At 70.8% G+C, this 18138-nt stretch carries 14 protein-coding genes; 10 read left to right on the forward strand and 4 right to left on the reverse strand.

Annotated features, from left to right (window positions below):
- Window positions 1-22: 22 nt before the first annotated feature.
- From lplAB to INTCA_RS08470, 3 genes are all read left to right on the forward strand, one after another.
- Complete coding sequence (lplAB, locus tag INTCA_RS08460; RefSeq protein WP_013492498.1) at window positions 23-1072, forward strand: lipoate-protein ligase LplAB; 1050 nt, start codon at window positions 23-25, stop codon at window positions 1070-1072.
- 70 nt (window positions 1073-1142) lie between these two features.
- The gene (gene uvrB, locus INTCA_RS08465) at window positions 1143-3266 is read left to right on the forward strand and encodes an excinuclease ABC subunit UvrB (RefSeq protein WP_013492499.1); all 2124 of its coding nucleotides are present in this window, start codon (window positions 1143-1145) and stop codon (window positions 3264-3266) included.
- 217 nt (window positions 3267-3483) lie between these two features.
- Window positions 3484-4509, forward strand: a complete 1026-nt coding sequence (locus INTCA_RS08470) for a TerC family protein (RefSeq protein ID WP_013492500.1) — start codon at window positions 3484-3486, stop codon at window positions 4507-4509.
- Window positions 4510-4540: 31 nt separating this feature from the next.
- Here the strand turns inward: INTCA_RS08470 and INTCA_RS08475 are convergent, their stop codons facing one another.
- Window positions 4541-5431 carry an EamA family transporter gene (locus tag INTCA_RS08475; RefSeq protein WP_013492501.1) on the reverse strand — a complete coding sequence of 297 codons (891 nt, stop codon included), beginning with the start codon at window positions 5429-5431 and terminating at the stop codon, window positions 4541-4543.
- A gap of 126 nt (window positions 5432-5557) precedes the next feature.
- On the opposite strand from INTCA_RS08475, the gene INTCA_RS08480 reads away from it, so the two are divergent.
- Window positions 5558-5872, forward strand: a complete 315-nt coding sequence (locus INTCA_RS08480) for a hypothetical protein (RefSeq protein ID WP_013492502.1) — start codon at window positions 5558-5560, stop codon at window positions 5870-5872.
- A gap of 86 nt (window positions 5873-5958) precedes the next feature.
- Here the strand turns inward: INTCA_RS08480 and INTCA_RS08485 are convergent, their stop codons facing one another.
- The 3 genes from INTCA_RS08485 to INTCA_RS08495 are packed head-to-tail and all read right to left on the reverse strand — an operon-like array spanning window position 5959 to window position 9186.
- Window positions 5959-6657 carry an MBL fold metallo-hydrolase gene (locus INTCA_RS08485; protein ID WP_013492503.1) on the reverse strand — a complete coding sequence of 233 codons (699 nt, stop codon included), beginning with the start codon at window positions 6655-6657 and terminating at the stop codon, window positions 5959-5961.
- Window positions 6658-6659: 2 nt separating this feature from the next.
- Window positions 6660-7364 carry a maleylpyruvate isomerase family mycothiol-dependent enzyme gene (locus tag INTCA_RS08490; protein WP_013492504.1) on the reverse strand — a complete coding sequence of 235 codons (705 nt, stop codon included), beginning with the start codon at window positions 7362-7364 and terminating at the stop codon, window positions 6660-6662.
- Complete coding sequence (locus INTCA_RS08495) at window positions 7351-9186, reverse strand: glycoside hydrolase family 15 protein (protein ID WP_013492505.1); 1836 nt, start codon at window positions 9184-9186, stop codon at window positions 7351-7353. Before INTCA_RS08495 ends, INTCA_RS08490 begins: the two co-directional genes overlap by 14 nt.
- 178 nt (window positions 9187-9364) lie before the next feature.
- Here INTCA_RS08495 and uvrA point away from each other — a divergent pair, with 178 nt between their 5' ends.
- The 6 genes from uvrA to whiA all read left to right on the forward strand — a co-directional run bounded on the left by uvrA (window position 9365) and on the right by whiA (window position 18135).
- Window positions 9365-12469, forward strand: coding sequence for an excinuclease ABC subunit UvrA (gene uvrA, locus INTCA_RS08500; RefSeq protein ID WP_013492506.1), 3105 nt, complete (start codon window positions 9365-9367; stop codon window positions 12467-12469).
- 77 nt (window positions 12470-12546) lie between these two features.
- Entirely contained in the window at window positions 12547-12939 is a 393-nt protein-coding gene (locus INTCA_RS08505) for a Rieske (2Fe-2S) protein (protein ID WP_041307456.1), read from the forward strand.
- A gap of 109 nt (window positions 12940-13048) precedes the next feature.
- The gene (gene uvrC, locus INTCA_RS08510; protein WP_013492508.1) at window positions 13049-15178 is read left to right on the forward strand and encodes an excinuclease ABC subunit UvrC; all 2130 of its coding nucleotides are present in this window, start codon (window positions 13049-13051) and stop codon (window positions 15176-15178) included.
- Complete coding sequence (rapZ, locus tag INTCA_RS08515; protein WP_013492509.1) at window positions 15175-16104, forward strand: RNase adapter RapZ; 930 nt, start codon at window positions 15175-15177, stop codon at window positions 16102-16104. The genes uvrC and rapZ overlap by 4 nt, the downstream gene beginning before the upstream one ends.
- A gap of 2 nt (window positions 16105-16106) precedes the next feature.
- Window positions 16107-17075, forward strand: coding sequence for a gluconeogenesis factor YvcK family protein (locus tag INTCA_RS08520; RefSeq protein WP_013492510.1), 969 nt, complete (start codon window positions 16107-16109; stop codon window positions 17073-17075).
- Between the two features lie 79 nt (window positions 17076-17154).
- On the forward strand, window positions 17155-18135 hold the full coding sequence (gene whiA / locus INTCA_RS08525) for a DNA-binding protein WhiA (RefSeq protein WP_013492511.1): 981 nt from the start codon (window positions 17155-17157) through the stop codon (window positions 18133-18135).
- Window positions 18136-18138: the final 3 nt, after the last annotated feature.

An 18138-nucleotide genomic window follows, 5' to 3' on the forward strand; every position in this document is an offset into this window, starting at 1 on the left:
ATACGGCGTTGTTGAGGGTGTCGTGAGAGGTGAGTACAAGGTCCCCGGCGGCAAGCTCGTCGCGGTCGACCTCAACGTGTCCGACGGACGGTTGTCCGAGGTCAGCATCTCGGGGGACTTCTTCCTCGAGCCGGACGAGGCGCTGGAGGACATCAACGCCGCCCTCAGCGGGCTGTCGGCCGACGCCGGGGTGGAGCACCTCGCGGCTGCGGTCGACGGAGCCCTCGACGGGGCGGTCTCGCTCATCGGCTTCACCCCCGAGGCCATCGGCATCGCCGTCCGTCGCGCCCTCGGCAAGGCCACCGGGTGGCACGACCACGTGTTCGACGTCATCCCGCCCCTCACGCTGGACCCGGCCGTGCACGTCGCCCTCGACGAGGTCATCGCCCGGGAGGTCGCCACGGGGGAGCGCCCCCCGACGCTGCGATTCTGGGACTGGGACCGTCCCCTCGTCGTCATCGGCTCCTTCCAGAGCGTGCGCAACGAGGTCGACCCCGACGGTGCGGCCCGGCACGGCATCGAGGTCGTCCGCCGCATCTCCGGCGGAGGCGCCATGTTCATGGAGCCCGGCAACACCATCACCTACTCGCTCGTCGTGCCGAGCTCGCTCGTCGAAGGTCTGAGCTTCGAGCGTTCCTACTCGTTCCTCGACGAGTGGGTCATCGCTGCGCTCGCGGACGTCGGGGTCCGGGCGCACTTCGTGCCGCTCAACGACATCGCGAGCGACCAGGGCAAGATCGGCGGGGCCGCCCAGAAGCGGTTCGTGGCCGGCGCCGTCCTCCACCACGTGACGATGGCCTACGACATCGACGCGGACAAGATGCTCGAGGTGCTGCGGATCGGCCGGGAGAAGCTGTCCGACAAGGGCACGCGCTCCGCGAACAAGCGGGTCGACCCGATGCGGTCGCAGACCGGGATGTCGCGCGAGGCCATCATCGACAGCTTCATGGCCTCGTTCGCCCGGGCGCACCGCACGACTCCCGCGGCCTACTCGGACTCCGAGCTGGCCGCTGCGAAGGAGCTCGTGGAGTCCAAGTTCGCAACGGAGGAGTGGACCCACCGGGTCCCGTGAGCAGCGTGCGAGAGCCAGCCCAGCGGCATACGGAGTCGGCGTTGTCGGACCCGACCCGTAACGTGTAGACATGCGTCCCACGACCGATCTCCAGCGCACCGTGGCCCCGTTCCAGGTGATCTCGGAGTACCAGCCGAGCGGGGACCAGCCCCGGGCCATCGACGAGCTCACCCGACGGATCAGGGCGGGCGAGCAGGACGTCGTCCTCCTCGGTGCGACCGGCACCGGCAAGTCCGCCACGACCGCCTGGCTGATCGAGCAGGTGCAGCGCCCCACCCTCGTGATGGCGCCCAACAAGACGCTCGCCGCGCAGCTCGCCAACGAGTTCCGCGAGCTGCTGCCCAACAACGCCGTCGAGTACTTCGTCTCGTACTACGACTACTACCAGCCTGAGGCCTACATCCCGCAGACCGACACCTACATCGAGAAGGACAGCTCGGTCAACGACGAGGTCGAGCGGCTGCGGCACTCCGCGACCAACTCCTTGCTGACCCGGCGCGACGTCATCGTCGTCGCGTCCGTCTCGTGCATCTACGGACTCGGCACCCCCCAGGAGTACGTCGACCGGATGGCGCGGATCAAGGTCGGCGAGGAGGTCGACCGGGACTCGCTGCTGCGTCGCTTCGTCGAGATGCAGTACACCCGCAACGACCTCGCCTTCACGCGGGGGACCTTCCGGGTGCGCGGCGACACCGTCGAGATCATCCCCGTCTACGAGGAGCTCGCGATCCGCATCGAGTTCTTCGGCGACGAGATCGAGCGGATCTACACGCTCCACCCGGTCACCGGCGAGGTGGTCCACGAGGAGCAGGAGATGTATGTCTTCCCCGCCTCCCACTACGTCGCCGGCCCGGAACGGATGGAGCGGGCCATCCGCGGGATCGAGCTCGAGCTCGAGGACCAGCTGGCCAGCTTCGAGAAGCAGGGCAAGCTCCTCGAGGCCCAGCGGCTGCGGATGCGCACCGCCTACGACATCGAGATGATGCGCCAGGTCGGGTTCTGCTCCGGCATCGAGAACTACTCGCGCCACATCGACGGGCGCGGGCCCGGGTCGGCGCCGAACTGCCTGATCGACTACTTCCCGGACGACTTCCTCCTCGTCATCGACGAGTCGCACCAGACCGTCCCGCAGATCGGGGCCATGTACGAGGGCGACATGTCCCGCAAACGGATGCTCGTCGAGCACGGCTTCCGCCTCCCGAGCGCGATGGACAACCGGCCGCTGAAGTGGGAGGAGTTCCTCGAGCGGATCGGACAGACCGTGTACCTGTCCGCCACGCCGGGGGAGTACGAGCTGGCCAAGTCGGGCCGGAGCGGACCCCCCGTCGAGCAGATCATCCGCCCGACCGGTCTCATCGACCCCGAGGTGGTGCTCAAGCCGACGAAGGGCCAGATCGACGACCTGATGGACGAGATCCGGATCCGCGTCGACCGCAACGAGCGCGTGCTCGTCACGACCCTGACGAAGAAGATGGCCGAGGACCTCACCGACTACCTGCTCGACAAGGGGATCCGGGTCCGCTACCTGCACAGCGACATCGACACGTTGCGCCGGGTCGAGCTGCTGCGCGAGCTGCGCCAGGGCGTCTTCGACGTCCTCGTCGGTATCAACCTGCTGCGCGAGGGCCTCGACCTGCCCGAGGTGTCCTTGGTGTCGATCCTCGACGCCGACAAGGAGGGCTTCCTGCGCTCCGCCCGGTCGCTGATCCAGACGATCGGCCGCGCCGCCCGCAACGTCTCCGGCCAGGTCCACATGTACGCCGACAAGATCACCCCCTCGATGCAGGAGGCGCTCGACGAGACCAACCGGCGCCGGGACAAGCAGCTGGCCTACAACCGCGAGAAGGGGATCGACCCCCAGCCCCTGCGCAAGAAGATCGCCGACATCACCGACCTGCTCCAGCGTGAGGACGCCGACACCCAGGAGCTGATCGGTTCCGGCCGGATGCAGTCCCGCGGCAAGAGCGGCGCCGCACGAGGCGCCGTCGCGGCCGACGTGGGCGTGTCGAGCGGTCGCCGTGGGGAGCGACCGGCCGACCTGGCCGCGGCCGACCTCGCCGGGCTCATCCAGGAGATGACCGAGCAGATGCACCAAGCAGCCGCCGAGCTCCATTTCGAGCTGGCTGCCCGGCTCCGGGACGAGGTCAGCGACCTGAAGCGGGAGCTGCGCCAGATGACCCAGGCCACCCGCTGAGGCAAGAGGTCGTCCCGCGCAGTGAACCGGATTTGGGCGGGAGCGGCAGGGAGTGAAAGACTCAGGCGTTCACGGAGGGGAGTATCCCCGAAGCGATGGGTTCGTCATCACGGCTCCGACCTCGTCGGACCCGGGCCCATCGGCCGGCCTGTTGGGCGGGAGAGACCTCCGGTTGCTCATGTTGTCCTGGTCGACACTGTAACCGGAAGGCGTTCCCATGCACGTTCCCCTCTGGGGCTGGTACCTCACGATCGGCTTGATGACGATCGTGCTGCTCATCGATGTCTTCGTCATCGCCCGCAGACCCCACGTCCCCTCGATGGGGGAGGCGGGCCGGCACCTCGCGTTCTACGTCACGGCGGCGGTCCTCTTCGGCCTGTTCGTCTGGTGGGAGTGGGGCGGGCAGTACGCCGGGGAGTTCTACGCCGGCTGGCTGACCGAGTACTCCCTGTCGGTGGACAACCTCTTCGTCTTCCTGCTCATCATGCAGAGCTTCCGGGTGCCGCAGCGGTTGCAGCAGTCCGCCCTCATGATCGGCATCATCATCGCGATCCTGCTGCGCGGCGTCTTCATCGCCCTCGGCGCCGTCGTCATCAACGCGTACGCCTGGGTCTTCTACATCTTCGGCGCCTTCCTCATCTACACGGCGATCAAACTCGCCAAGGGCGGCGAGGCGGACGACGACGAGTACCACGAGAACCGGTTCCTGATCTGGGTCGAGAAGACCTTCCGGGCGACCAAGGAGTGGCACGGCGCCCACCTGACCATCGTCCAGGGCGGCAAGCGCCTGATCACCCCGATGATGATCGTCATCCTGGCGCTCGGCACGACCGACCTGCTCTTCGCCCTCGACTCGATCCCCGCGATCTACGGGCTGACGAAGGAGCCGTTCCTCGTCCTGACCGCCAACATCTTCGCCCTGATGGGCCTGCGCCAGCTGTACTTCCTGATCGGCGGGCTGCTCAAGCGCCTCGTCTACCTGAGCATCGGCCTGGCCGTCCTCCTCGGCTTCATCGGCGTCAAGCTCATTCTGCACGCCCTGCACGAGAACAACCTGCCGTTCCTCAACGGCGGCGAACCCCTGCACGGCGTGCCGGACATCCCGATCAGCGTCTCCCTCGGCGCCATCGTGGTCATCCTCGGCATCACCACGGTTGCCAGCCTCCTCAAGACGCGCCGGGACGCTCGTGCCGACGCGCGGGCCGCGTCCGTCGACGCGGGCACCGGCAGCCGCGACGCCTGAACGCCGCCTGAATGCGGCCCGGGTCAGCGGGTCACCCCGACCCGGTCACGGCATCCGGCGGGTCCTGCTCCCGCTTCGCACTGAGGACGATCGCGCTCGCGACGACGACGAGCAGGAGCCCGAGCACCTGCCTCCCGTCGAGGACCTGTCCGAGGACGATGAGCCCGGCCAGGGCTGCCACCGCGGGTTCGAGGCTCAGCAGGATGCCGAAGACGCTCTGGCTCAGGTGGCGCAAGGCCATCAGCTCGAACGAGTAGGGCAGGACCGAGCTGAGCACCGCGATCCCCAGCCCGAGGGCGAGGATCTCGGGCGTCCACGAGTCGACGGACGTGAGGCCGAACGGCATGACGACGAGGCTGGCGACGACGAGCGCGACGGCGAGTCCGTCGACGCCGTCGAACAGCGTCCCGGTGCGCTGACTGAGGACGATGTAGGCGGCCCACAGGACGCCGGCCGCTCCCGCCCAGAGCAGGCCGATCGGCTCGAACCGACCCCACGTGGCGTCGGTCGCCCCGGAGACGAGTGCGACCCCGAGCCCCGCAGCCAGCACCGCGGTGAGGTCGCGCGGCCGTCGGCTGAGGACCGCCGCGAGGGCCAACGGCCCCAGGAACTCCACGGTCACGGCGACGCCGATCGGCAGGTAGGCGAGCGAGGAGTAGAACGCGGTGTTCATCGCGGCCAGCGCAACTCCGAAGAGGACCACGGTGCCCCACGCCCGACCGGAGCGGCCGCGCAGCCGTGGCCGGGCCACGGCACAGAGGATGACCATGGCGAAGGCGAGGCGCATCAGCACCGACCCCACCGCCCCGATCCGGGGGACCAGGGTCGCGGCCAGAGCGCCACCGAACTGGACGGAGACGACACCGGCGAACACGAGCAGAGGGGCCGTGGAGCGATCCAGTGTCAGGCGGGGGCGCGGCACGGTCGTCATCCTGCCACGGGGTCCCACCTGCGTCCGGGACTGCCCGCCGCGGGTGAGAGGCAGCGTCGGGATGAGCCGTCCTCCAGGGGGCTGACACGAGCCGCCCGCTCGACGTACCGTCGTGGCATGGGCGAGATCACGGTCGAAGAACTCGAAGCTCCCAAGCACCGCCCCGACCCGGAGGACGCCCTGGTCGTCATGCAGGGTTGGCTCCACGCTCCGCGCGACTGGGACGGGGCCCAGCTGGAACGCCTCTGGAACGAGAAACACGCACGGTCCCGGCTCGGGGTGGGCCTCTGCGTGGCCAACAGCCCGCGACGCCACTTCGTCGTGAGCAACGTCCCTTACGACGTCGAGGTCGTGCGGGCGGAGCTCGAGTCGCTCATCGCGGAGCTGGGTTCAGCCGGTGACGAGGCCGAGCCGGAGGCTGAGACGGCCTAGCCGTTCGCAGACCGACCCCGGCCCGGATCGACGCAGACCCGCATCGACGCAGACCGGGCCTGCGCCTCCGGTCACCAGCCGCCGGGTCACCAGCCGCGGGCGCGCCACTCGTCGAGGTGTGGCCGCTCCGCGCCGAGGGTCGAGTCGTCGCCGTGGCCGGGGTAGAACCAGGTGTGGTCGTCGTAGCGGTCGAACACCCGGGTCGTCACGTCGGCGATGAGGGAGGCGAAGCTCTGGCCGGGGTTGCGGGTGTTGCCCACGCCACCGGGGAAGAGCGAGTCCCCGGTGAACAGGTGGGTCGACCCGGCAGGGTCCTCGTAGGCGAGCGCGATCGAGCCCGGCGTGTGACCACGCAGGTGGATGACGTCGAGGGAGCTGTCGCCGACGCGCACGACGTCGCCCTGTCCGACTCGCACGTCCACCGGGACCGGGAGGTCGTCTGCGTCGGCGGTGCCGGCCACCGTGCGGGCACCTGTCGCCGCGACGACCGCCTCGAGCGCGCGCACGTGGTCCCAGTGCTGGTGTGTCGTCACCACGGTCTCGAGCCCGCCGGTGCCGGCGACCTCGAGGATCCGGGGGGCGTCGTCAGCGGCGTCGATGAGCAGCTGGCGGCCCGTGGCCCGGTCGGTCAGGAGGTAGACGTTGTTGCTCATCTCGGACACGGCGAGCTTGCGGATCGTCAGGTCGCGCAGCTCACGGACGGCCACGGGACCGTCGGGCACGACCCGCCCGGTGTAGTCGTCCGCGGCGCAGTCGGTCGGCTCGATCCCCGCTGAGTCGGTCACGGTCAGCCTCCGAAGGGAAGGCGGGGGAGGTCCTCGGGGTGGCCCGGGAGGCCGTCCGTGCGGCCGCGGGCGAGCCAGTGGAGCACACCGTGGCGTGGCCCGGTGACCGTGGTGGCCCCGTCCCCGACGGTCCACTCGTCGCCCTCGTCCGTTCGCAGGAGCAGGCCCGGAGTGCCGTCGCTCGAGCCGAGCCGGGCCACCATGTCCTCGAGGAAGAGGTGGAGGAGCTCGTCGGGCGTCGACGCGAAGGTGTAGCCGGCGTCGAGGTCGACGTGGTGCCAGACCACCTCGCGCAGCCGCATGAAGGCGACGCGCTCGGCCGCGATGAGCTGTCCCCCGGGCACACGTTCCACCGTGGTGCCCACGTGCTGCACGCCGACCTGGGCGATCTGGGGAGCCAGCAGCGCCGACGTGGCCCGGACGTCCGCTGCCAGCGTGGCGGCATCCCGGCCCGCGCCGGCGTCGATCTCGGCGTCCCTCGCCTCGTTCGAGTCGTACATCGTCTCGGGTTCACCGGTGAGCACCGCCGAGCAGACCCGCTGGAGTGCCTCGGCGTTGCGGGCCAGGTGGCTGAGGACGTGGCCCCGCGTCCAGCCCGCGCAGAGGGAGGCGGCGCGCACGTCGTCGTCGGAGAACGACTCAGCCGTCGCGACGAGCCGCTCGGTCTCGTCGGGCAGGTGGCGTGTCGACAGGTCAATGAGGTGCATGTCGTGCCTTTCCGGTGGCTTCGGCCAGCGCGAGGGCCGCGCCGACCAAGGTCAGGTGGGAGAAGGCCTGGGGAAAGTTGCCCACCATGCGCCGCTCCACGGGGTCGTACTCCTCGGACAGCAGCCCCACGTCGTTGACGAGCCCGACGAGACGGTCCATCAGCGCGCTCGCCTCGGCCAGCAGGCCCGCCTTCGCGTACGCGATGACGAGCCAGAACGAGCAGGCGAGGAACGGGTGCTCGCCGCCCTCCAGGCCGTCGACCCCGGACTCGGTGCGGTAGCGCAGGACCAGCCCGTGCGGCATCAGGTCCTGCTCGACGGCGCGGATGGTCCCCAGCATGCGGGGGTCGTCGCCCGCGAGGAAGCCCACGGCCGACAGGGTGAGCAGCGACGCGTCGACCTCGGTCGTGTCGTAGTGCTGCACGAAGGTCTGACGCTCCTCGTTCCACCCCTTCTCCAGGACCTCCGCGCGCACCTGGTCACGCAGGTCGCGCCATTTGTCCACGGGTCCCTCCAGGCCGTGTTCCTCGACCGCCTGGATGGCCCGGTCGAAGGCGGCCCAGACCATGACGCGGGAGTGGGTGAACTGACGCACGGGGCCGCGGATCTCCCAGAGTCCGTTGTCGGCCTCCTGCCAGTGCTCGGCGAGGTTCTCGACGAGGGCGCGCTGGAGCTTCCAGGAGTCGTCGCTCTCGGTGAGGCCCCGCTGGCGGGCGTGCTCGAGCGCGATCATCACCTCGCCGAGCACGTCGGTCTGACGTTGGCCGACGGCGCCGTTGCCGATCCGCACGGGGCGCGAGTCGGCATAGCCGGGCAGGTGGGGCAGCTCGCGCTCGGGGAGGTCACGAGCGCCGTCGACGCAGTACATGATCTGGATGTCCTCGGGGTCGCCGGCGACGGCGCGGAGCAGCCACTGGCGCCACAGGTCGGTCTCCTCGAGGTAGCCGCAGCCGAGGAGGGCCTCGAGGGTCAGCGCGGCGTCGCGGAGCCAGCAGAACCGGTAGTCCCAGTTGCGCTCGCCCCCGAAGTCCTCGGGTAGGGACGTCGTCGGGGCGGCGACGATGCCGCCGGTGACGTCGTGGCTCAGGAGCCGCAGGACGAGGAGGGACCGCGTCACGGCGGCCGCATGGGGCCCGTCGTAGTCGCTGCGCGCCGCCCAGCGGTGCGTGTGGTCGATCGTTCCGACGATGCGGTCCATCACCTTGAGGGGCGCCGGAACGGTCTCATGGCTGCGGAACCACGTCGTGGCGAAGGTGTAGGTCTCTCCGGCCGCGACGTCGAACTCGTCGACGTGACGTCCGTCCTCCGCGCGAGGGAGCCGGGCGCCACGCAGGACGAGCATGTCGGGGCCGGCCACCGCGGTGATGACCTCGTCGATGCCCGCCTCCCGTTCCTCGGTGTGCCGGCTGACCCAGGGCCGCATCAGGCCGTAGCCGAAACGGACGATCCACTCGTGGCGGATCCGGACGGTTCCTCGGACGCCCTCGATGCGGCGCAGGAGGTCGGCCCGCCCGTCGCCGAGGGGCATCAGGTCGATGACCCGGACCACTCCTGTCGCGGTCTCGTGGGTGGTCTCGAGGACGAACGAGTCGTCGAGGTACCGGCGGGTCGTCCGGACGTCGGGGTCGATGGGCCCGAGCAGCCACCGACCGTTCTCCCGGGTGCCGAGGAGCGCCGCGAAGCAGGCGTGGGAGTCGAACCGGGGCAGGCAGAGCCAGTCGACGGAGCCTCCGCGGCTGACGAGCGCCGCCGTCCGGGTGTCGCCGAGGACGGCGTAGTCCTCGATCGGCGTGACGTTCCCGGGGGGCCGGCTCCCACTCATGAGGACACCGTATGCCGCTGGGCTCGGTCCCGGGTCCCGCGACCTCTCGGTCCTTCCGCGCGTCCGCGGCGGCGGCCCGGGCGCAGGTCGTGGGCCGGGAGGGGAGTGGAGAGCGGGAGCCGGCCCAGCGGCATACGGCTGATCATGGATTCCGGGACTGTCAGTCCGGCGACCTAGCATGGGGCGCGTGACTGCTACGCCCTCGGATCGGCACCCCACCTCTCACTCGCTCGTCGTGCGCGGCGCGCGTGAGCACAACCTCAAGGACGTGTCGGTCGACCTGCCCCGCGACAGCCTCATCGTCTTCACCGGGCTCTCCGGCTCCGGCAAGTCATCCCTCGCCTTCGACACGATCTTCGCCGAGGGCCAGCGCCGCTACGTCGAGTCCCTCTCCTCCTACGCCCGGCAGTTCCTCGGCCAGATGGACAAGCCCGACGTCGACTTCATCGAGGGCCTGTCCCCGGCGGTGTCGATCGACCAGAAGTCGACCAACCGCAACCCACGGTCGACGGTCGGGACGATCACCGAGGTGTACGACTACCTCCGGCTGCTCTTCGCCCGGGCGGGCCGCCCGCACTGTCCGGTGTGTGGCGAGCCGGTGACCCGGCAGACGCCCCAGCAGATCGTCGACCAGCTGCTCACCCTCGAGGACCGCACGCGGTTCCAGGTGCTCGCTCCGGTGGTCCAGGGCCGCAAGGGCGAGTTCGTCGACCTCTTCGCCGAGCTCCAGACCAAGGGGTTCTCCCGGGCCCGGGTGGACGGCGAGGTCATCTCCCTCGCCGAGCCGCCGAAGCTCGAGAAGCAGCGCAAGCACACCATCGAGGTCGTCGTCGACCGGCTCGTCGCCAAGGGTGACGACACGGGCGCCAAGCGCCGCCTCACCGACTCCGTCGAGACCGCCCTCGGCCTGGCCGGCGGGATCCTCGTCGTCGACTTCGTGGACCGCGACGCCAAGGATCCCGAGCGGCAGCGCCGGTTCTCCGAGAAGATGGCCTGCCCCAACAACCACCCGCTCGGGATGGACGAGGTCCAGCCTCGGTCCTTCTCCTTCAACTCGCCGTTCGGGGCGTGTCCCGAGTGCACCGGCATCGGCACCGAGCTCGAGGTCGACCCCGAGCTGCTCGTGCCCAACGACGACCTCAGCCTCGCCGAGGGGGCCATCCAGCCCTGGGCCCAGGGGAGCGGCTCGGCGGAGTACTTCCAGCGGGTCATGACGGCCCTGGCGGAGGACCTCAAGTTCTCCATGGACGTCCCGTGGAAGGCGCTGCCGGACCGGGCCCGGGAGGCCCTGCTCCACGGCGAGAACTACAAGGTCCACGTGCGCTACCGCAACCGCTACGGCCGGGACCGGTCCTACACCACGGGGTTCGAGGGCGTCGTGCCCTTCATCAAGCGGCGGCACGCCGAGACGGACTCCGAGTGGAGCCGCGACCGCTACGAGGGCTACATGCGCGAGGTGCCCTGCCCGGTCTGCAAGGGGGCGCGGCTCAAGCCGGAGTCCCTCGCGGTCCTCATCGACGGCAAGAACATCTCCGAGGTGTGCGCCCTGGCGATCGGCGACGCAGCCGGCTTCCTCGACACCGTCGACTTCACGCCTCGGGAGCGGCAGATCGCCGAGCGGGTCATCAAGGAGATCGACGCCCGGCTCGGCTTCCTCGTCGACGTCGGCCTCGACTACCTCTCCCTCGACCGGGCGGCAGGGACGCTGTCGGGTGGCGAGGCCCAGCGGATCCGGCTCGCCACGCAGATCGGGTCCGGCCTCGTCGGGGTCCTCTACGTCCTCGACGAGCCGTCCATCGGGCTGCACCAGCGGGACAACCACCGCCTCATCGAGACGCTCACCCGGCTGCGCGACCTGGGCAACACGCTCATCGTCGTCGAGCACGACGAGGACACCATCGCCACGGCGGACTGGGTCGTCGACATCGGCCCCGGCGCCGGGGAGCACGGCGGCCACGTCGTCCACTCGGGCCCGGTCAAGGGTCTGCTCGAGCACCCGGACTCGCTGACCGGCATGTACCTCTCGGGCCGCCGCGAGATCCCCGTTCCGGCGGTGCGCCGTGGCCACGACGGGCGGAAGGTCACGGTCACCGGAGCGCGGGAGAACAACCTGCGCGACGTGACCGTCGACTTCCCGCTCGGCAACCTCGTCGCCATCACCGGTGTGTCCGGGTCGGGGAAGTCGACGCTGGTCAACGACATCCTCTACAACGTGCTGGCCAACCGGCTCAACAACGCCAAGCGGGTGCCCGGGCGGCACAAGTCGGTCAGTGGCCTCGACCACCTCGACAAGGTCGTGCACGTCGACCAGAGCCCGATCGGGCGCACGCCGCGGTCGAACCCGGCCACCTACACCGGCGTCTTCGACAACATGCGCAAGCTGTTCGCCGAGACGACCGAGGCCAAGGTCCGCGGCTACCAGCCCGGCCGGTTCTCCTTCAATGTCAAGGGCGGGCGCTGCGAGAACTGCGCCGGCGACGGCACGATCAAGATCGAGATGAACTTCCTGCCCGACGTCTACGTCCCGTGCGAGGTCTGTCACGGCGCCCGGTACAACCGCGAGACGCTCGAGGTTCACTTCAAGGGCAAGACGATCGCCGACGTCCTCAACATGCCCATCGAGGAGGCGGCGGATTTCTTCGAGGCGGTCCCCGCGATCGCCCGGCACCTTCGGACGCTCAACGACGTCGGTCTCGGCTACGTCCGCCTCGGCCAGCCGGCGCCGACCCTGTCCGGTGGTGAGGCGCAGCGCGTCAAGCTGGCGAGCGAGCTGCAGAAGCGGTCGTCCGGACGGACCGTGTACGTCCTCGACGAGCCGACGACGGGCCTGCACTTCGAGGACATCCGCAAGCTCCTCGACGTGCTCCAGGGGCTGGTCGACAAGGGCAACACCGTCCTCGTCATCGAGCACAACCTCGACGTCATCAAGAACGCCGACTGGATCATCGACCTCGGCCCGGAGGGCGGGTCCGGCGGCGGCCAGGTCATCGCCGAAGGGACTCCCGAGGAGGTGGCGCAGGTCGAGGCGAGCCACACCGGTCGCTTCCTTCGGCCGATCCTCGAGCGGACCGCCCGGACGCCGTCGCGGTCCACCGGCCGGACCCGGAGCGCAGCCACCGGTGCGACGGGCGCGAAGCGCACCACGCGCTCGGCCGGAGCCAGCGGCTCGAGAGTCCGCACCACCGCCGCGGCCGCCAAGAGCACCTCCGCCGTCACCCTTCCCACCTCGGCGGCCGGCAAGCGGGCACCCCGGGCCAAACGCGCGACGAACGGGACGACGTGAACGACCCCCTACTCCCGCCCGCGAGTCCGGCGACCAGTCCGGCGACCGGGCCTGCGACGAGCCAGGCGACCGGCCCGGTGACCGCCCGACGGAGCGTCCTGCTCGGCGCCGCCGCGGCCGGCACCCTGGCGGCCTGCAGCAGCCCACCCGTTCCTGCGCCGTCCGCTGGCTCACCGGACGGCGCTGGAGGCACCCCGCTGTCCGAGATCCCCGTCGGGGGAGGCAAGATCTTCGCCCAGCAGAAGGTCGTCGTCACCCAGCCCACGGCCGGTGTGCTCAAGGCGTTCTCGACGACCTGCCCGCACCAGGGCTGCGCCGTGACGAGCATCCGCGACGGCCAGATCATCTGCCCGTGCCACGGGAGCACCTTCGACATCGCGTCCGGCGCCCCGAGCGCGGACAGCCAGGCCAAGCAGCCGCTCGCCGCGAGGTCCATCACGCGGTCCGGGGACACCTTCACCATCACCTGACATCACCTGACATCACCTGACCCGCGGCGGGAGGGCACGGTCGGCAGCCGCGAGCGGGGCGAGCCCAGCGGCATACGGCAGCGTCCGTGGGCCGACATAGGGTGGTGCCGTGGCCGACCCGACGACCTACCGCCCCAAGCCGGGGGAGATCCCGGTCGACCCGGGGGTCTACCGGTTCCGGGACGCCCATGGCCGTGTCATCTACGTCGGCAAGGCGAAGTCGCTGCGGCCCCGGCTGTCCTCCTACTTCCAGGACATCGCCGCGCTCCACCCTCGTACGGCCACCATGGTCACCACGGCGGCCTCGGTCGAGTGGACCGTGGTCCGCACCGAGGTGGAGGCGCTCGCCCTGGAGTACTCCTGGATCAAGGAGTTCGACCCGAGGTTCAACGTCAAGTACCGCGACGACAAGTCCTATCCGTTCCTCGCGGTGACCATGGGCGACGAGTTCCCGAGGGCTCAGGTGATGCGCGGGGCAAAACGGCGCGGGACCCGCTACTTCGGCCCCTACGGCCACGCCTGGGCCATCCGCGAGACGCTCGACCTGCTCCTGCGGGTCTTCCCGGTCCGCACCTGCTCCGCGGGCGTCTTCAAACGGGCCGCGGCCAGCGGCCGGCCCTGCCTGCTGGGTTACATCGACAAGTGCTCGGCGCCGTGCGTGGGTCGGGTGAGCGCGGACGAGCACCGGGCCATCGCCGAGGAGTTCTGTGACTTCATGTCCGGCGACACGACCCGCTTCCTCAAGCGGCTCGAGACGCGGATGAAGGACGCCTCCGCCCGCCTCGAGTTCGAGGAGGCCGCCCGGCTGCGCGACGACCTCAACGCGATGCGCAAGGCCCTCGAGAAGCAGGCGGTGGTGCTCGGCGACGCGACCGACGCCGACGTCTTCGCGGTGGTCGACGACGACCTCGAGGCGGCAGTCCAGGTCTTCCACGTCCGGGGTGGCCGGATCCGGGGACAGCGCGGCTGGGTCGTCGAGAAGGAGAGCGAGGACCTGCCGCTCCTCATCGAGCACCTGCTCCAGCAGGTCTACGGCGACGTCGACCCCGACCACGGCTCAAGGGACGTCGTCCCCCGCGAGGTCCTGGTCCCCCTCCTGCCGACCGACCCCGAAGCCGTCGCAGTCTGGCTGTCCGACCGGCGCGGCTCAACGGTCTCCGTGCGGGTGCCCCAGCGTGGCGACAAGCGTCGACTGATGGAGACGGTGCGGCGCAACGCCGAGCAGTCGCTGGCCCGGCACAAGGTCGCGCGGGCCGGCGATCTGACGCTGCGCAGCCAGGCGCTCCAGGAGCTCCAGGACCACCTCGGGCTGCCGGAGGCGCCACTGCGCATCGAGTGCTACGACGTGAGCCACGTGCAGGGCACCAACGTGGTGGCCAGCATGGTCGTCTTCGAGGACGGGTTGGCTCGCAAGAGCGAGTACCGGCGCTTCATCGTCCGCGGTGGGGCGCCCACCGCCGACGGGGGGATGGCGCCGGGGAGCCAACCGGGCCCGGTCGACGACACCGCGGCCATGCGCGAGGTGCTCGGACGCCGGTTCCGCCGGTACCTCGAGGAGGCCGAGGGCACCGGCGACCTCGACCTCGCGACCGGCGTCGAGTCAGGGATCGGTTCAGGGGTCGGTTCAGGGGTCGGTTCTGGGGTCGGTTCTGGGGGCGGGTCAGCGGTCGACTCGGGTGACTCGGTGACCGAGCTCGTGGACGACGGGGTGTCCGGACCGATCGACCCGACCACCGGTCGCCCCCGACGCTTCGCCTACCCCCCGAGCCTCGTCGTCGTCGACGGCGGCCTGCCTCAGGTCAACGCGGCCCAGGCCGTGCTCGACGAGCTGGGCATCGAGGAGGTGGCTGTCGTCGGTCTCGCCAAACGGCTCGAGGAGGTCTGGCTCCCGCGCACCGACTACCCCGTCATCCTGCCGCGGACCAGCGAGGGGCTCTACCTGCTCCAACGCCTCCGCGACGAGGCCCACCGCTTCGCCATCACGTTCCACCGGCAACGACGCTCCAAGGCGATGACCGCGTCGGCGCTCGACGGGGTACAGGGACTCGGCGCCGCGCGTCAACGAGCCCTCCTCAAGCACTTCGGATCGGTCAAACGCCTTCGGGCCGCCGAGCCGGAGGCCATCATGGCCGTACCAGGGATCGGGCCGGCGCTCGCCGCCGCCATCGTCGCGCACTTGTCCGAGACCGTTCCGGCTGAGCCGGCGGTCAACCTCACCACGGGAGAGATCCTCGAATGAACACTGGCTCGGGCACCCCCCAGACGCCCTGGGCGGGGACCAGCGCGATCGCCGACGCCCCCCTCGTCATCGTCACCGGGATGAGCGGCGCGGGACGGTCGACGACCGCGAACGTGCTCGAGGACCTCGGTTGGCTCGTCGTCGACAACCTCCCACCCCAGATGCTCGAGTCCCTCGTCGCGCTGCGGTCCGCCTCGGCCGAGCGTCACCCCGACGCGGCGCTGCGCCAGCTCGCCGTCGTCGTCGACGTCCGCTCCCGCGGGTGGTTCGCGCACCTCCAGGAGGCGATCGACGCCGCCACCGCGCGAGGCGAGCGCCCGAGCGTCCTGTTCCTCGACGCCACGGACGAGGCCCTCGTCCGCCGGTTCGAGAGCGTCCGTCGGCCCCACCCCCTCCAGGCCGATGGGCGGCTGCTCGACGGGATCCAGCGCGAACGGTCCCTGCTGCTCGACCTGCGCTCGAGCGCCGACGTCGTCATCGACAGCTCCGGGCTCAACGTCCACCAGCTGACCGCCAAGCTGGCCTCCCTCTTCGCCGGCGACCGGAAGGTCCAGCTGCGCATCGCCGTGATGAGCTTCGGGTTCAAGTACGGGCTGCCGCTCGACGCCGACGTCGTGTTCGACATGCGGTTCCTGCCGAACCCCTTCTGGGTGCCCGAGCTGAAGGCGCTCAACGGTCGCGACGAGGCGGTCGCCGACTACGTCCTCAAGCAGGAGGGGGCGCTGGAGTTCCTCGACCGTGCCACCGACCTGCTCGCGACGATGGTCGACGGCTACGTCCGTGAGGGACGCCGCTACGTCACGGTGGCCGTCGGCTGCACCGGGGGAAAGCACCGCTCCGTCGCGACCGCGGAGGCCCTGAGCGCCCGGCTCGGCACGGACCAGGTGGACACCTTCACCGTCCACCGGGACCTCGGTCGGGAGTGACCGTGCCACCGGCGGCGCAGCTGCTCCCGACCCACCAGCGGCAGATCGTGGCCCTCGGCGGCGGGCACGGGCTGTTCGCCTCGCTCAGCGCCCTGCGCCTGCTCACCGACCACCTCACCGCCGTCGTCACCGTTGCCGACGACGGCGGGTCGAGTGGGCGTCTCCGTGACGACTTCCACGTCCTGCCACCCGGTGACCTGCGGATGGCCCTGGCTGCACTGTGCGACGACTCGGAGTGGGGTCACACGTGGCGCGACGTGCTCCAGCATCGGTTCGCCGGCTCCGGAGAGCTCCAGGGACACTCGCTCGGCAACCTCATGATCGTCTCCATCTGGGAGCTGCTGGGCGACACCGTCGGCGGCCTCGAGCTCGTCGGCCGGCTGCTCGGGGCCCGCGGGCGCGTGCTGCCGATGGCCTCCGAGCCCCTGGAGATCGTCGCCGAGATCCGCGGCCACGACCCCGACCTTCCCGAGGAGACGGTCGTGGTCCACGGCCAGCACCGCGTCGCATCGTCCCCGGGGGTCGTGTCGTCGATCGGGATCCTGCCCACGTGTCCGCAGCCGTGCGGCGAAGCCCTGGACGCGGTGCTGGCGGCCGACTGGGTCGTCTTCGGCCCGGGCTCGTGGTTCACCTCAGTCATGCCGCACCTGCTCGTCCCGGACCTCGCCGACGCGCTCGTCGCGACCCGGGCCCGGCGGCTGCTCATCCTCAACCTCGAGGTCGCCACCGACGAGACCCGCGACTTCCGGGCGGAGGACCACCTCGCGTCGTTCGCGGCCAACGCGCCCGACCTGCGCCTCGATGCGGTGCTGGCCGACCCGAGTGTCGTCGACGACGAGGACATGCTCCGGGCGGCCGCCGCCGACGTCGGTGCCGAGCTCGTCATCGCTCCGGTCGTCGCCCGGGGCCGCCCGGGGGCCCATGACCCGCTCCGCCTCGCCGCCGCCCTCCGGGACGTCATCGCCAACTGAGACTCGCAGGAGGGTCGGGCGTCCGGCCGCCGTGAGCGCAGCGCGCCCGCACGCCGATTCGGGTGGCAGGATGTCGGGCATGGCGATGACAGCGAAGGTGAAGGACGAGCTCTCGCGTCTGGACGTGACCAAACCCTGCTGTCGCAAGGCCGAGGTGTCCACCATGCTGCGCTTCGCGGGTGGCCTCCACATCATCGGTGGCCAGATCGTCGTCGAGGCCGAGCTCGACACCGCCAACGCGGCACGCCGGCTCCGCCGCAACATCACCGAGGTCTACGGCCACCGGAGCGACGTGCTCGTCCTCGCCGCCGGGGGCCTGCGCCGCGGCTCGCGCTACGTCGTGCGGGTGGTCGAGGAGGGGGCGACCCTGGCCAGGCAGACCGGGCTCATCGACAGCCAGGGCCGCCCGGTGCGCGGCCTGCCGCCCAAGGTGGTCAGCGGCTCGACCTGCGACTCCGAGGCGGCCTGGCGCGGCGCCTTCCTCGCGCACGGCTCGCTGACCGAGCCCGGTCGGTCCTCCGCGCTCGAGATCACCTGCCCCGGCCCCGAAGCCGCGCTGGCCCTCGTCGGCGCCGCCCGCCGGCTCGGCATCCAGGCCAAGGCGCGCGAGGTGCGCGGGGTCGACCGGGTCGTGATCCGGGACGGCGACGCGATCGGCGCGATGCTGACCCGGCTCGGCGCCCACGACGCCGTCCTCGCGTGGGAGGAGCGACGGATGCGCCGCGAGGTGCGGGCCACCGCGAACCGGCTCGCGAACTTCGACGACGCCAACCTCCGACGCTCCGCGCGGGCCGCCGTCGCCGCAGGATCCCGCGTCGAGCGGGCGATGGAGATCCTGGGCGAGGAGGTCCCGGACCACCTGCGCGAGGCCGGCGTGCTTCGTCTCGAGCACAAGCAGGCAAGTCTCGAGGAGCTCGGCCAGCTCGCCCAGCCGCCGATGACCAAGGACGCCGTCGCCGGCCGGATCCGGCGGCTGCTGGCCATGGCCGACAAGCGGGCCGAGGACCTCGGCATCCCCGGCACCGACGCGAACCTCACGCCCGACATGCTCGAGAGCTGACCC

Source organism: Intrasporangium calvum DSM 43043 (genome assembly GCF_000184685.1).
Taxonomy (GTDB): Bacteria; Actinomycetota; Actinomycetes; order Actinomycetales; family Dermatophilaceae; genus Intrasporangium; species Intrasporangium calvum.

Bases quoted from the DNA above. Each gene is read 5' to 3' on its own strand.
- INTCA_RS08495 (WP_013492505.1), bottom strand. From the start codon at position 9,186: ATGAGTGGGAGCCGGCCCCCCGGGAACGTCACGCCGATCGAGGACTAC.
- INTCA_RS08470 (WP_013492500.1), top strand. From the start codon at position 3,484: ATGCACGTTCCCCTCTGGGGCTGGTACCTCACGATCGGCTTGATGACG.
- uvrB (WP_013492499.1), top strand. From the start codon at position 1,143: ATGCGTCCCACGACCGATCTCCAGCGCACCGTGGCCCCGTTCCAGGTG.
- uvrA (WP_013492506.1), top strand. From the start codon at position 9,365: ATGGGGCGCGTGACTGCTACGCCCTCGGATCGGCACCCCACCTCTCAC.
- whiA (WP_013492511.1), top strand. From the start codon at position 17,155: ATGGCGATGACAGCGAAGGTGAAGGACGAGCTCTCGCGTCTGGACGTG.
- INTCA_RS08480 (WP_013492502.1), top strand. From the start codon at position 5,558: ATGGGCGAGATCACGGTCGAAGAACTCGAAGCTCCCAAGCACCGCCCC.
- INTCA_RS08490 (WP_013492504.1), bottom strand. From the start codon at position 7,364: ATGCACCTCATTGACCTGTCGACACGCCACCTGCCCGACGAGACCGAG.
- rapZ (WP_013492509.1), top strand. From the start codon at position 15,175: ATGAACACTGGCTCGGGCACCCCCCAGACGCCCTGGGCGGGGACCAGC.